This window comes from Georgenia satyanarayanai, assembly GCF_023715365.1.
GTDB lineage: Bacteria > Actinomycetota > Actinomycetes > Actinomycetales > Actinomycetaceae > Oceanitalea > Oceanitalea satyanarayanai_B.
The window spans coordinates 166,419-180,657 of sequence record NZ_JAMBNZ010000005.1; the positions used below are offsets into that span (position 1 = coordinate 166,419).

General features: G+C 74.9%; 13 protein-coding genes. 6 read left to right on the top strand and 7 right to left on the bottom strand.

All coding sequences use genetic code 11. From position 1 onward, the window contains the following. The first annotated feature begins 46 nt into the window (after positions 1-46). Positions 47-2,119, top strand: coding sequence for an acyltransferase family protein (locus M3148_RS08510; protein WP_251304245.1), 2,073 nt, complete (start codon positions 47-49; stop codon positions 2,117-2,119). A gap of 14 nt (positions 2,120-2,133) precedes the next feature. On the opposite strand, the gene M3148_RS08515 is transcribed toward M3148_RS08510, so the two are convergent. Together M3148_RS08515 and M3148_RS08520 are read right to left on the bottom strand one after the other, a co-directional pair. Further along, positions 2,134-2,337, bottom strand: coding sequence for a Trm112 family protein (locus tag M3148_RS08515; RefSeq protein WP_251304246.1), 204 nt, complete (start codon positions 2,335-2,337; stop codon positions 2,134-2,136). A 54-nt stretch (positions 2,338-2,391) separates the two neighbouring features. After that, positions 2,392-2,793 (bottom strand): DUF3499 domain-containing protein, encoded by a 402-nt coding sequence (locus M3148_RS08520; RefSeq protein ID WP_251304247.1) that lies wholly within the window; start codon positions 2,791-2,793, stop codon positions 2,392-2,394. A 72-nt stretch (positions 2,794-2,865) separates the two neighbouring features. Here M3148_RS08520 and M3148_RS08525 point away from each other — a divergent pair, with 72 nt between their 5' ends. Then, positions 2,866-3,294 carry a metallopeptidase family protein gene (locus M3148_RS08525; RefSeq protein ID WP_251304248.1) on the top strand — a complete coding sequence of 143 codons (429 nt, stop codon included), beginning with the start codon at positions 2,866-2,868 and terminating at the stop codon, positions 3,292-3,294. Positions 3,295-3,303: 9 nt separating this feature from the next. Here the strand turns inward: M3148_RS08525 and M3148_RS08530 are convergent, their stop codons facing one another. The 4 genes from M3148_RS08530 to M3148_RS08545 form a co-directional block, all read right to left on the bottom strand. After that, on the bottom strand, positions 3,304-4,869 hold the full coding sequence (locus M3148_RS08530) for a DUF5719 family protein (RefSeq protein WP_251304249.1): 1,566 nt from the start codon (positions 4,867-4,869) through the stop codon (positions 3,304-3,306). Next, positions 4,866-8,213 (bottom strand): glycosyltransferase, encoded by a 3,348-nt coding sequence (locus M3148_RS08535; RefSeq protein WP_251304250.1) that lies wholly within the window; start codon positions 8,211-8,213, stop codon positions 4,866-4,868. Before M3148_RS08535 ends, M3148_RS08530 begins: the two co-directional genes overlap by 4 nt. 6 nt (positions 8,214-8,219) lie before the next feature. Next, on the bottom strand, positions 8,220-8,546 hold the full coding sequence (locus M3148_RS08540; RefSeq protein WP_285883851.1) for a WhiB family transcriptional regulator: 327 nt from the start codon (positions 8,544-8,546) through the stop codon (positions 8,220-8,222). 130 nt (positions 8,547-8,676) lie between these two features. Then, positions 8,677-9,843, bottom strand: coding sequence for an AI-2E family transporter (locus M3148_RS08545; protein WP_251304251.1), 1,167 nt, complete (start codon positions 9,841-9,843; stop codon positions 8,677-8,679). A 216-nt stretch (positions 9,844-10,059) separates the two neighbouring features. Between M3148_RS08545 and M3148_RS08550 the strand changes: the two genes are divergently transcribed. Beyond that, positions 10,060-10,902 (top strand): TIGR03089 family protein, encoded by an 843-nt coding sequence (locus M3148_RS08550; protein ID WP_251304252.1) that lies wholly within the window; start codon positions 10,060-10,062, stop codon positions 10,900-10,902. Between the two features lie 12 nt (positions 10,903-10,914). On the opposite strand, the gene M3148_RS08555 is transcribed toward M3148_RS08550, so the two are convergent. Beyond that, positions 10,915-11,646: a hypothetical protein gene (locus M3148_RS08555; protein ID WP_251304253.1), complete on the bottom strand. Its 732-nt coding sequence runs from the start codon at positions 11,644-11,646 to the stop codon at positions 10,915-10,917. A 71-nt stretch (positions 11,647-11,717) separates the two neighbouring features. On the opposite strand from M3148_RS08555, the gene rfbA reads away from it, so the two are divergent. The 3 genes from rfbA (at position 11,718) to M3148_RS08570 (ending at position 14,225) form a co-directional block, all read left to right on the top strand. After that, positions 11,718-12,587, top strand: coding sequence for a glucose-1-phosphate thymidylyltransferase RfbA (gene rfbA, locus M3148_RS08560; RefSeq protein WP_251304254.1), 870 nt, complete (start codon positions 11,718-11,720; stop codon positions 12,585-12,587). A 64-nt stretch (positions 12,588-12,651) separates the two neighbouring features. Then, complete coding sequence (locus M3148_RS08565; protein WP_251304255.1) at positions 12,652-13,269, top strand: dTDP-4-dehydrorhamnose 3,5-epimerase family protein; 618 nt, start codon at positions 12,652-12,654, stop codon at positions 13,267-13,269. Beyond that, positions 13,266-14,225 (top strand): glycosyltransferase family 2 protein, encoded by a 960-nt coding sequence (locus M3148_RS08570; RefSeq protein ID WP_251304256.1) that lies wholly within the window; start codon positions 13,266-13,268, stop codon positions 14,223-14,225. The genes M3148_RS08565 and M3148_RS08570 overlap by 4 nt, the downstream gene beginning before the upstream one ends. Positions 14,226-14,239 lie beyond the last annotated feature (14 nt).

The window sequence follows — 14,239 nt, forward strand, 5'->3', positions numbered from 1 at the left end:
GGTGACCACCGCCCGGCGACTCGAGCAGCAGACGAGAGGTTCGCGCATGATCGCAGCCACGACCCCCGTCGCCGCCCCCGCGTCCACCCCCACCACCCGCTTCCGCGGGGACATCCAGGGCCTGCGGGCCGTGGCCGTGGGGCTCGTCCTGCTCTACCACGCGGGGGTGCCCTTCCTCCCCGGCGGCTTCGTCGGGGTGGATGTCTTCTTCGTCATCTCCGGCTTCCTCATCACCGGCCTCGTCGTCCGCGAGCTCGAGCGGACCGGACGCCTCAGCCTGAGCCGCTTCTACGCCCGCCGGGCCAAGCGGCTGCTGCCCGCGACCGCCGTCGTCTTCGTCACGGTCGCCGCCCTCACGCTCCTGTTCCTCCCGGTGACGCGCTGGCGCGACGTCGCAGGGGACATCGCCGCCAGCTCGGTCTACCTCGTCAACTGGCGCCTGGCCGACCGCTCGGTCGACTACCTCGCCGCCGAGTCGGCCGCGAGCCCGCTCCAGCACTTCTGGTCCCTCGCCGTCGAGGAACAGTTCTACATCGTGTGGCCGCTGCTCATCGTCGCGCTCTTCTGGCGTTGGCGCGGTGGCAACGCCTCCCGCCGCCTTCTCTCGGGCCTCCTCGCCATCGCGGTGCCGTCCTTCCTCTGGTCGGTCCACCTGACGACGGCGAACCCCGGCGCCGCATACTTCGTCACCACGACGCGGCTGTGGGAGATGGCGGTCGGCGCCCTCCTCGCCGTCGTCGTCGTCCACGCGCTCACGCCCGCGGCGCGGACGGTCCTCGGCTGGGCGGGGCTCGTGGCGATCGGTTACGCCGCCCTCACCTTCGACGCCGCCACGACCTTTCCCGGCGCCTCCGCCCTCGTCCCCACCCTCGGTGCCGCCGCGGTCCTGCTCGCCGGCAGCGGCGACGGCCGCGGCGAGCTGCGCCCCCTGACGGCTGCGCCCATGCAGCACGTGGGCGCCTGGTCCTACTCCCTGTACCTGTGGCACTGGCCCCTCATCGTGGTCGCGACGGCGGTGTGGGGCACCGACGGCACGCTCCCCGTGACGACGGGGCTGCTGGTCGCCACGGCCTCGGGCGCGCCGGCGTGGCTCACCTACCGGCTGGTCGAGCGCCCCTTCCACCGCTCCCCCCGCTTCGCCGTGCCGTGGCGCGCCGGCGTGCTCGGCCTCGCGTGCGTGGCCGTGGGCCTGGCCGCCGCCGGTGCCGTCGCCGTCGCCGGCAACCGCGCGAGCGTCAGCGACGGTCCCGCTCCCGGTGCCGCCATCCTCGGCGAGGACCCTGCCGCGGCCGCGGCGGGAGAGCCCGTGGACCGGGCCACCTCGATCACCCCCGCGCTCGCCGACGCCCCGGACGACGTCGCCGACATGTATGCCGACGGCTGCCACCAGAACCAGCGCAGCGGCAAGGTCCTCAGCTGCACCTACGGCGACGCGGAGTCCGACACGGTGATCGCGCTCGTCGGTGACTCCCACGCCGCACACTGGCAGCCCGCCTTCCGGCTGCTCGCCGAGGACAACGGGTGGCGCCTGGAGACGTACACGAAGTCCAGCTGCATCTTCGCCGACGTCCTGACGTGGGCCACGGCGGCGGATGAGCCGTACGAGAGCTGCTACGCCTGGCAGGGGGACGTCCGGGCGCGACTCATCACCCAGCAGCCCGACGTCGTCGTCGTCAGCGCCGACGGGACGTATCAGCTGCCCGGGGAGGCCGAGCCCCTGAGCCGCGACGCCTCCGTGCAGGGGCTCGCGGACGGGAGCGCCGCCAACTGGCGTGCGCTCGAGGAGTCCGGCATCGACGTCGTCACCATCCTCGACACGCCCCGCCTCCTGGTGGATGCCCCCGAGTGCGTCGCCGAGCACCGCGACGACCTGGACGCCTGCGCGCTCCACCGGGACAGCGCGATCGAGCGGTCAGGGACGCCGATGCTCCGGCAGGGGGCGGCCCTCGTCCCCGACGTCGACGTCGTCGACCTCAACGAGTACGTCTGCCCTCGCGAGGACTGCGTGCCCGTGGTCGGCGGGGTCCTCACCCACAGCGACTCCCACCACCTCACGGCCACCTTTGTCCGCACGCTGGCACCTCGCCTGGGAGATGCCCTCGCGCCGCTGATCGACTGAGCGGCGCCGCCGGATCAGAGCTCGCGGGCCTCCTCGGCGAGGAGGACCGGCACGCCGTCACGGACGGGGTAGGCCAGCGCGCGGTGCGGGTCGGTGGAGCGCAGCTCGGGCGTGCCGTCGGGCGCGTTGCCCTCGACGAGCTCGGCGCCGGTCACGGGGCAGCGCAGGATGTCCCGCACCCAGGGCTCGATCGTCGCCGGCTGCTCGCTCGCACTCATCACTTGCTCCGTCTCCCTGCGCCGGGTGCGCAGGTCTCCAGGGTAGTCGCCGGGTCAGTCGGCCTCGCCGGGCAGCACCCGCAGGTGGCCGCGGCGTCCGAGCTCGGGCTCGGGCAGGCGGTGGGTGACCGGTGCGGGGGCGACGGTGCCGGGCCGGGTGGCGGGCAGCGAGGGGCCGGGGCGGGCGCGGGAGGCCTCGCGCACGGCGTCGGCCAGCGCCTCGATGTCGTCGGCGCTGGGCGGGGCCGGCACGAACTCCGTGGCGAGGCGGACCACCTCCCAGCCCCGCGGGGCGGTGAGGCGGTGCGCGTGCTGCTCGCACAGGTCGTAGGAGTGCGGCTCGGACTGGGTGGCGAGCGGGCCGAGGACGGCGGTGGAGTCGGCGTACACGTAGGTGAGGGTCGCCACGGCGGGACGGCCGCAGGCAGCACGGGTGCAGTGGCGGGAGATTCTCACGCCCTGACGGTACAACGTCCCGCAGGCACCGCCGGCCCGGCCACGCCGGGGCCCGGGGCCTACCATCGAGGGGTGCCCGACGACCTCGTGATCCCGTCCCGGCGTACCGCGCGCCGGCGGGACCGCCGTGGCCGTGGTCTGCGCGGCCCGTTGCTGCCGCCGACGCTGCCCGGGTGGCGCACCCGCAGCGAGGAGTTCGACGACGCCGTGCTCGGTGCGGTCGAGCGGTTGGAGAAGCGCTGGTCGCGCCAGCTGGCGGCGGTCGAGTTCGGCGTCGAGGAGGTCCCGCCCTCGGACCCGAGTCCGTGGGAGCGGGACGCCGTCGCCCTGGGGCGGTACTTCCCGGCCGACCCGGCCGCCGGTCTCACCGACCGCGTCGTCCTCTACCGTCGCCCGATCCAGTCACGCTGCGAGGACACCACCGAGCTCCACGGGCTCGTCGAGGAGGTCGTCCGCGAGCAGGTGGCCCACCTGCTCGGGCGCGACCCCGACGACCTCTGAGTCTCCCTCTCAGCCGAGCGGGCGGGGGGCGGGTGCGAGCGGCACGGCACTGGCCGCGCGGGCGTCCTCGGTGAGCGGCACAAAGGACATGAGGCTGCCGTCGGGTGCGGACGCCGTGAACATGACGCCGCCGTGGACGATGCCGTCCGCGGCGCGGACCTCGAGCGCGGCCACGTCGCCGTCGGCGAGGGCAGCCGCGTTCTCACGCAGGGTGGTGCGCGGACCGAGGGTGCGGGTCACCGTGGCCCCGCGGGTGCCGTCGCGCAGCACCGGCACGAGCGCGACGGCGACGGGGTCGTCCGTCGGGTTGGCCAGGACGAGGGACGCGGAGGAGACGCCGTCGCCGGGCACGGCCACGACGCCGGAGGCGAGCGCGGGGACCGCCGGCGCCCAGGCGCGGTCGACGGGCGCGCTGCCCGGATCCTCCTCGCTCGCGCTGCCGACGGTCGTCGTCACGGCGGCGGCGGTGACGGGGAGGTCGGCGCTGACGACCGCCGACCAGGCCCCCTCGGGGATACCCGTGAGGGAGATGTCGACGACGGCGCCCGGGTCCAGGACGAGCTCCTCGGCACCGGGCACGGCCTCGGGCCCCTCGGTGCCGAGCAGCTCGAGGGTGACGGTCGCGGTCTCCTCACCGGGGTTGACGACGCGGACGGCGGGGGCGTCCGCCTCCTCCCCCGAGCTCTGGCCGAGGAAGATGCCGGGGACGACGACGCTCTCGGCGGGTGGCACCGAGGGGGCGACGAGGTCGGTCCCCGCGGGGACGAGCCCCCGCAGCCGGCTGTCCTGGACGAGGGCGGTCACCTCACCGCCGGTCGCGGCGACGTGGACGGCGATCCTCGGGTCGGCGGCCAGGGCCTCGAGCAGGACGATGCGCTGACCGCCGGCCGGGACGAGGACGGTCCCGGCGGTGGAGAGGTCCAGGGCCCCGGTGCTCCCCCAGCCGCTGAGCGTGACGCTTGCCGGGGTCTGCCCGACGTTCGACAGGACGAGCTGGGCAGAGTCGCCGGGCTGGGTCGAGCCGCCGACGAGCCACGCCGAGGTGGACGGGCTCTGGCACGACGTGGCCGCCAGGCCGCGGAGGTCGCCGGCCTCGGTGACGGCCACGTTGGTCCCCGCGACGAGCGCGACGACGTCCTCCACGGGCTCCGCCTCGAGGACGGTCGTCTCACCGGCGTCGGTGCGCTGCGCGAGGCGGGCGGTGCCGGTGAGGGGCACCTCGTCACCGGCGGGGGCGTCGAGCGCGGGCCGCAGCCGCAACGCGCCAGGTAACTGGTCCTCGCTGCGGGCGAGGGTGACGACGTCGAGCACGGTGCTCGTGCCCGAGCCCTCCGGGTCGAACTCGTCGTAGCCGAGGTCCTCCCCGGCAACAGCGGTGGCGAGGCGCGGCGGCCCGGCGCAGACCTGGGCCACGGTAGCGGCGTCGACCGGCACGACGACGTCCTCGAGCGCGACGACGTCCACGGGCACGGCCCGCCCGGCGAGCGCGACGCCGGCGGCGGCGGCGAGCAGGGCCGCGCCGGAGACGGCGGTGGTCACCCGGCGCAGCACCCGCCGGCTGGTGGGGGCGCTCATGTCGTCTCCTCCCGTCGGCGCCGCACGGGCACGGCGAGCAGCACGGTGAGCCCCAGGCCCACGGCCTGGGCCACGCGCCACGGCGTGAGCCACGCGGGCTCGTAGGTGAGCTCCAGGCGGCCGGTGTGGGCCGGCAGCTCGAAGGCCTGCCGCCAGCCGTCGGTGGTCGCCCGCAGCGGGCGGCCGTTGTAGGTGGCCCGCCAGGCGGGGTCGGCCCGCTCGGCGAGGACGAGGCGGCGGCCCTCCTCCCCCGCGTCGACACGACCGCTCGCACCAACCGGCCGCGCCGGCAGGGAGGCGAGGGCGTCTCCGTCCGCAGACACCACCTGGGCGCGGGCCACGGACTGCGCCGCTCCGGCAGCACCGGTGGACTGCGAGGTGCGCCAGATGACGCCGGAGGCGTTCTCCGTGACCCGCTCGAGCCCGGCGGTGGCATCAAGCCGGGCGACGAGGTCCTGGCGGGTGGTCGCGGCCTCCGCGTCCGCGACGGGCGGGACGAGGACGACCCCGACGGCGAGACGGCCGAGCTGCTCGCCGGCCGCGTCAGCGGTCCCGGTGGCGAGCTCGGCGACGAGCCCGTGCAGCTCGGCGGTGGCGTCGTCCGGTGCGGCTGGCGCACCGCCGGGGCGAAGGCCCCGCGCCGCCACCGCCGTGGAGGTCTCGCTCAGCTGGGGGCCCGCGTGGCGCCACACCTCGGCCCGCACGCTCTTCCCCTCCGCACGGAGCGCGAGCACGCGTGCCCGCTCGGGGCTCGTCTGGAGCTCACGGGCGAGTGCTGGGACGGGCGGCGCGTCTCGGCCCTCGAGGGCGAGCAGGGTGCCCGCCTGCCCGCGCTGGTCGACGACCGTGGCGAGCCACCCGCCCGCGGTCGCGAGCGGGCCCAGGACCATGACGGCGGTGACGACGCCCGCGGAGAGCTGGCGCCAGCCGAAGCTGCGGGCGGTGAGCCACTCGCGCAGCCCGTCACCGCCCGCCGTCGTCGCGACGAGCAGCCCGAGCAGGGCGAGTGAGGTGCCGGCGCCGGCCCAGCCGTGGACGAGCTGCGCCTCGCCGGCCACGTCGCGGCCGACCGCCACGGGGGTGCGCGTCGACAGCAGGGCCGTCGCCAGGCCGACGACGACGGCGACCCAGCCGGCGCGGACGGCCCGCGCGCGGCCCGAGCCGCGCAGCAGGGCGAGGACCGCGACGAGGGCCACGGCGGCGCCACCCGCCAGCGCGAGGACGGTGGGCCAGGGCTCCGTGAGGCCGGTCAGCCCGGGCACGGCGAGGGGCCAGCCGAGCGCCGCGAGCCAGGAGGCTCCGGGGTCGGAGGCGAGCGGCACCCCGGGGTCGGCGACGATCACGCGCCAGCCGCCCTCGGGGAGCGTGGCGAGGGCCGCGGTGAGCAGCGGGCCGAGGAGGAGGAGCGGGGGGACGGCCACGAGCGCGAGCAGGCGCCGGCGGCGGGGCACGACGAGCGCGAGGAGGACGAGGACGACCACCGCTCCGGGCAGGAGGACGGGCGCGCCGGCGCAGGCGACGGCGAGCGCCAGACCACCGCCGGCGGCCGCCGAGATCGAGCCGCTGGTCGCCGGCGCGTCTGCCGCGGGCGCCGCGACGGCGGGGAGCTGCCCGGCTGCGGGGTCCTCGTCGTCCGCGGTGCGCCTGGCGTCGGCGAGGCCGGAGAGGATGACGTCGCGGCGGTGCACGCCCACGGCCCGCGCGACGCCGAGCGCCGCCCACGGCAGGGTGAGGTGGGCGAGGACGGCGCCGAGGCGCCCCTGGCCGAGGCTCACGAGCAACGCGGGGGCCAGGGCCCACACGACCGCCGCCCACGCGCGCAGGAGCACCGAGCGGGTGGCGGCGCCGGCGGCGAACCAGGCCGCCAGCCCGGCGAGCGGCACGGCGAGGACGAGCAGCGCCGTCGTGAGGACGTTGCCGCTCGCGCCGGCGAGCGGGAGCGCGGCGACGGCGAGGACGGAGAGGAGCGGGTCTGCCGGGCCGGCGTGACCGAGGCCTGCGGGGACCCACGCGGACGTGGCCGTCTGCCACAGCTCGCGGGCGGCGGCGTCGAGCGGCGCCAGGGCGCCCCCCCGCAGCGCGCCCGCGGTGAGAAGGGGACCGACGGAGACGAGCGCAACGGTGGTGAGGCCGAGGAGTACGAGGGCGAGGGTGCCGCGCCGCCGCCGGGCAAGGGCCGCGCGCTCGCGGATCTCCAGCTCGCTCGGGGCCACGCGGTGGGCGCGGCCGGCGGCCTGGGAGCGGCGCTCGTCACGCTTCGCGCGGGCGATGTCGTGCCAGGAGGCGCGCAGTGGACGCAGGTGGCGCACCGAGACCTGGCGGGTGGCCCGGTGCCGGCGCCGCGCGCGCCACACGGCAGCGGGCCGCGCGAGGACCTCTGCCGCGGCGCGCATCTCGGCGCCCACGAGGGTGATCTCCTTGGTCGCGACGCGCCACAGCGCCCGCACCGGGGCGAGTGCGAGGATCGCCAGGACGACGAGTGGCACCCAGTACCACGGCGTCGAGGTGAGCCACAGGAAGAGCTGGGAGCGGCGGCGGGCGGCAAAGGACCGGCGGGGGTCGGGCACGGTCTGCGGGTCGGGACCCGGGGAGGAGAGGTCGCGCAGGCCCTGGTAGGAGGCCCGCGCGTGGTGGACGACGGCGCCGGGCACGACGACGACGCGGTGGCCGGCGAGCCAGGCACGCTGGGACAGGTCCAGGCCGTCGCCGAAGGGGCCGAGCGCGGGGTCGGGCCCGCCGAGCTCGTCCCAGACGGTGCGCCGGACGAGCGCGCCGGCCGTCCCGACGGCGAGGACGTCCTCGCGGGCGTCGTGCTGGCCCTGGTCGATCTCGCCGTCCTCGATGTCGGGGACGCGCCGGCCGGTGGACGTGGCGCGGACGCCCGCCTCGAGGAGGAGGTCGGGGCGGGCCCAGTCACGCTGCTTGGGGCCGGCGACCGCGACCGACGGGCCGGACTCCCCCGCGCGGAGGAGCTCGGCGTGGGCGCGGGGCCCGGGCGCGGAGTCGTCGTGGAGGAGCCACAGCCAGGGCTCCGGCTCCGGCTCTCCCGTCCCGCCGTGCTCCGCGAGCGCGGCACGCACGGCCGCGCCGAAGGTGCGCGGCGCGGGGACCCGCAGCACCCGCACGGTGGAGATCTCGCGCAGCCCCGCGGCGTCGATCGCCGCGTGGACGGGCACACCCGTGCCCACCTCGCGGCCGGGGGCGCTCGTGTCGACGACGACGACGGTCCCGACGGGACGCGTCTGCTCCGCCAGCCCCCGCAAGGTCTGCGGCAGGTACGGCGAGACGCCGGGGCTCACCACGACAGCGAGGGTCGTGGCGGCGCCGGCGTCAGTGGCCGACATCAAGCATCAGACAGCCCGGCGCTTGAGCTTGCGACGCTCCCGCTCCGAGAGGCCGCCCCAGATGCCGAAACGCTCGTCGTTGGCGAGGGCGTACTCGAGGCACTCGGCGCGCACGTCGCACGCCGTGCACACACGCTTGGCCTCGCGGGTGGACCCGCCCTTCTCCGGGAAGAAGGCCTCCGGGTCGGTCTGTGCGCACAGCGCACGCTCCTGCCAGCCGAGCAGCCCCTCGTCGGGGAGCTCGTCGATGGCGTACAGCCCCTGCTGCGCACCCGCCGTGACCCCGGTCGTCAGCGGACCATCACCGAGAATGTTCCACACTGCTCTTCCCATCGTCGACCGGTCGCATCTCCTTGGTGAATTACACGCGTGTCATACGCGTCTCGTCAAGCCGAACGATGCTATGAGGGCTTATTCACGCCGTCCTCCGGTCACAGGCGCCCCACCGGCACCAGCGACGGCGTCAGACCGACTCCTCACGCTTCTTCCGCGCGAAACGCGCGGGAAGGTCCGGACCGTCCCACACCTGGACCGCCCGCCAGATCGAGGCGGTGATCGGCACGGCCAGCACCGCCCCGGTGAGGCCGGCGAGCACGGTCCCCGCCGTGAGCGCCACGAGGATGACGAGGGGGTGCAGGTTCAGCGTCCGGCCCATGACGATCGGCTGGAGGAAGTCGCCCTCGAGCTGGTTGACGCCGATGACGATCGCGACGACGACGAGCGCCTCGACCGGTCCCATGGCGACGAGCGCGACGAGCGCGGCGAGGATGCCGGCGATGGTCGCGCCGACGAGAGGCACGAAGGCACCGAGGAACACGAGCACCGACAGCGGGATCGCCAGCGGCACCCCGACGATCGCCAGGCCGATGCCGATGAAGACGGCGTCGACCGCCGCGATGATCGCCGTGCCACGGACGTAGCCGCCGAGCGTGCGGACCGTCGCGTCCCCGACGCGCTGGCCCCGCCGGTATCGGTGCCCCTCGAGGGGGCGCAGGAGGAACTCCCACAGCTTCGGGCCGTCCTTGAGGAAGAAGAACAGCACGACGACCATGATGAAGAAGCCCGCGACGAAGTCGACGGTCTGCGAGGCGCCGGCGATCGCGCCCGAGCTGACCGCGCTGGACTGGAGCAGCCCGGCAGCCGACTCCAGGGCGGAGTCGATCTGCTCCTGGCCGATCTCGACGGGCAGGTCCCGCACGTAGTCCTGGAGCTCGGCAAAGCCGTCCAGCGCCTGGGCTCGAAGCTCGTCCCACTGGTTCACCACGGCGAGCGTCACGAGCCAGACCACCCCGCCGAGCGCGGCGATGATCGCGATGAGGGCGATCCACGTGGCGAGGAGGGACGGCAGGCCTTTGCGCCGCAGGAAGGAGACGAGCGGGGAGATCGCGGCGGACAGGACGAGCGCGATGAGCACCGGGATGACGACGAGCGTCAGCCGGGTGAGCACGAACACGAGGACGGCGAGGACCGCGGCGACGGCCAGCACCTGCAGGGACCGCGTGCCGACGCGACCGAAGCCGTCGGACCACAGGCCCGGCGCCGCTCTCTCGGCAGGCTGTGGCTCGGCGACGGGCTCGACGGCGTCGGCGGCGTGCGCGACGTCCCGCGACCGTCTCCTCGATGGACTCAATGGATGCCCCTCCCGTGCGTGGCGCCGGCGGCCACGCAGGCGCCCGCGGTGGGCGAGAGCCCCCGAGGCGCCCTGCCGGCCGCCGACCAAGTGCGCACAGCGTAACGATGCGGGAGTGGGCCCGCCCCTCCGCCGAGCACCGCGGCCCTGGCCGGCCGTGGGACGGACCCCGCCGCTCCCTCCCGCTGCACGCGCTGCGCGGACTAGGCTCAGCCCATGAGCATCGCGACGAAGGTGCTCGACCTCCTCACCGGGGACGAGCCGAACCAGCCCCGCCTCACCTGGTACGGCGCCGAGGACGAGCGCGTCGAGCTGTCCGGACGCGTCCTGGCCAACTGGGTCACCAAGGCCACCAACCTCCTCGTGGAGGAGGGTGAGGTCGAGCCCGGCTCGCGGGTGCTCCTGGACGTGCCGGTGCACTGGCGCGCCCTCGTGTGGGCGATGGCGACCTGGTGCGCGGGCGGCGAGCTCGTGCTGCCCGCCGAGGAGGACGGCGCCGTGGAGGACGACACCGACGACGAGCCCGCGTACGCGGAGGAGGACGGGCCGGACGTGAGCGACGACGAGTCGGTCTTCGTGCCGGACGAGACGGCCGAGGAGCCGGACATCGCGGTCACCGCCCGCCCCTCGGGTGCACCGAGCGCGGGGCTCGTGCTCGTCGTCGCCCTGCCGGCCCTGGCGATGCACGTCGAGGAGCCGATCCCCGCCGGAGCGGTCGACGCCGCCGCCGCCCTCATGACCTACGGGGACTACCTCGGGTTCGTCCAGGAGCCGGGCGGCGAGGACAACGCGCTCTCAGGACCGGAGATCGCCGGCTCCACCGGTGGTCCGGTGCCCTACGGCGAGCTCGCCGAGTGGTGCCGCGAGCAGACCCCCGCCTGCCACCGGGACGAGGAGCGCCCGCGCGTCCTGTGCGCGCCGCGCGACCACGTCGAGATGCTCGCGCACGCTGTCGCCGCCTGGCGCGCAGGCGGTTCCCTCGTGCTCCTCGGCGAGGACGTCGACTCCAGCCGCTTCGACGCGATCCAGGCCGCCGAGCACGCCGCCGTGCGCTGCTGAACCGGCGCAGTCTCAGCGCGCGGCCACGATGAGGACGGTGCCCGGTGTAGATCTGTCCACCCGCAGCGCCCGCAGCGGCGCCACGGCCATGAGCGCCGCTCCCACCATCTCCAGCCCCTCCTCGAGGTGGTAGGCGGCCACGACCGCCGTGCTGTGCTCGCCCGCGGTGGCGACAAGCTGGCTGCCCACGAGCTCCATGCCCACGGCGCCCGCGAAGAACGTCGCCAAGCCGGCGAGCAGGAGCGGACGCACGGCCCTCGGGATGCGTCGGGCGAGGAGCACGACGACCACGACGATGCCGAGGGCGAGCGGGACGCCGACCGCCAGCCAGACGTACGGCAGTGTCTGGGCCGAGACGAGCAGGCCCCCCACGCGGTGCAGGTGCTCGTGCAGGGAGGCAAGCTCGTCCAGGGAGAAGCCGAGCAGCAGCACGCCGATGGCCACGCACACCCAGGCCCCGCCGCGCCGCTCGCCGTGCAGGAGCCACGCGAGCAGGAGCATGAGCGTGGCGCCGACGGTGAGCATGGTGACCGACCACCACGTCGGCACGTTCGCCTCGACGCCGACGTTGAGATAGGCGTGCCCCCCGCCACCGACCTGGAAAAACCGGTGCGTCATGAGCACGAGGGTGACGTAGCTGACGGCGACGAGCGCCACCGACACGGCCGCGAGAACCGCGAGGACCACGTGCCACGGAAGGGCACGACCGCTCGCGGGCTCGCAGGCTCCGGTGGGCTCGGGCATCTGGGACACCCTACCGGCGCCCGCCTGACCCCTGAGTTCCATCGGCACCGGCCTTGGGCCAGACTGTGCGCATGCGAGGAATCATTCTGGCCGGGGGATCCGGCACGCGCCTGCACCCGATCACCCAGGGCGTGAGCAAGCAGCTGGTGCCGGTCTACGACAAGCCGATGATCTACTACCCGCTGACCACCCTCATGCTGGCCGGGATCCGCGACGTTCTCGTCATCACCACGCCGCACGACGCCGAGTCCTTCCGCCGCCTGCTCGGTGACGGCTCGCAGTTCGGCATCTCGATCAGCTACGCGGTCCAGGCGGAGCCCAACGGGCTGGCCCAGGCCTTTGTGCTCGGCGCGGACTTCATCGGCGACGACGACGCCGCCCTGGTCCTGGGCGACAACATCTTCTACGGGCCAGGCATGGGCACCACGCTGAGCCGCTTCGAGCAGATCGACGGCGCGGCCGTGTTCGCCTACCACGTGGCCGAGCCCACCGCGTACGGCGTCGTCGAGTTCGACGACAGCTTCCGCGCGCTGTCCATCGAGGAGAAGCCGGCACGCCCGAAGAGCTCCTACGCGGTACCGGGCCTGTACTTCTACGACAACGACGTCGTCGCCATCGCGCGCGACCTGCAGCCGTCGGCGCGCGGGGAGTACGAGATCACCGACGTCAACCGCGTCTACCTGGAGGCCGGCCGCCTCCAGGTCGAGGTGCTGCCCCGCGGTACGGCGTGGCTCGACACCGGGACCTTCGACTCCCTGGCCGATGCGACCGCCTTCGTCCGCACGGTCGAGGCCCGCCAGGGCCTGAAGATCGGCTGCCCGGAGGAGGTCGCCTGGCGCAGGGGCTTTCTCACCGACGACGAGCTGCAGGAGCGCGCCGAGCCCCTGCGCAAGTCCGGCTACGGCCAGTACCTGCTCGGGCTGCTGCAGCACGAGCGCTGAGATACCCGGCCACCACCAGCACAGCGCGCCCGCGTCGAGGCGCACTCAGACAGAGGAGAGCATCGTGCAGTTCCGTGAGTTGAGCGTCCCCGGTGCCTGGGAGATCACCCCTCGGCTCCACGGCGACGACCGTGGCGTGTTCCTCGAGGTCTTCAAGGAACAGGCATTTGTGGACGCCGTGGGACACCCCCTGGCCCTCAAGCAGGCGAACTCCTCCGTCTCGGCCGCCGGGGTCGTACGCGGCATCCACTTCGCCCAGCTGCCGCCCTCCCAGGCCAAGTACGTCACCTGCCCGCGCGGGGCGGTGCTCGACGTCGTCGTCGACATCCGGGTGGGCTCACCCACCTTCGGGCAGTGGGACAGCGTGCTGCTCGACGACGTCGACCGCCGGTCGATCTACATCTCCGAGGGACTGGGACACGCCTTCTGCTCCCTGGAGGAGGACTCCACCGTGGTCTACCTCTGCTCCGAGCCCTACGCCCCGGGACGTGAGCACGGGATCAACCCGCTGAGCGAGGAGGTCGGGATCGCGTGGCCGACCACCGGGCGTGACGGCCGTCCGCTCGAGCTCCGGCTCTCGGACAAGGACGCGGCAGCCCCCGGGCTCCGTGAGGCGCAGGACAGCGGCGTGCTGCCGCGGTACGACGAGGTGCAGGACTTCCTCGCGTCGCTGCGCGCGTGAGCCGGAACGGCACAGGCTCACCCGCGCCGGCCGGGGAGGGGGCACCGCCGGCGAACGGCGTCACGGCCGTCGTCGTCACCTATGAGCCCGACCCGGGCGTGACCCTCCCGCTGCTGACGGCTCTGGCGCAGCAGTGCGAGCGCGTCATCGTGGTCGACAACGGCTCGGCCGCCTCGCTGCGCGAGAGACTGCGCGAGGCGTGCGCCCGGCTGGGTGCCGAGCTGGTGGAGCTGCCGACGAACCGGGGCATCGCAGCGGCACAGAACGCAGGGATCGCCCGCGCCCGCCGTGGCCGCTACGTGCTGCTCATGGACCAGGACTCCATGCCGGCCCCGGACATGGTGTCCCTGCTCGTCGCCGGCGCCCGTGACGCAGCCGCACAGGGTCTGGCAGTAGGCGCCGTGGGGCCGGTGTCAGCGGACACCCGCTCCACCACCGAGGAGATGGTCTACGTCTCGCGGACGTGGGGCCCGCGCCGTGCGCGTGCTGCGCAGCTCCGCGCCGAGCGCGTCGAGACGGCCTTCCTCCTCGCCTCGGGCTGCCTCGTCCCTGTGCCCGTGCTGGACCGCGTCGGCGAGATGAACGAGGCGTGGTTCATCGACCACGTCGACCTCGAGTGGGGCCTGCGGGCGCGCCGCGCCGGGTACGGCCTCTACGCCATCCCCGGCGCGCTGCTGGCTCACACCCTCGGCGACCGCCTCACCAAGCTCCCCGGGCGCGCGCAAGAGGTGCACGTCCACTCCCCCGTGCGCACCTACTACCTCACGCGCAACACCGTGCACCTCGTGCGCTCCGGACTGCTCGGCTGGCGCTGGGCCCTCGGGTACGTCGTCTGGCTGGGCAAGTACGTGGCCTTCAACGCGCTCCTCGCGGCGCCGCGCGGGGAACGGGTCCGGCGCATGGCCCAGGGGCTGCGCGACGGGCTGCTCGGCCGCACGGGCCCCGCGCCGCGCTAGTCGGCGCAGGGTCC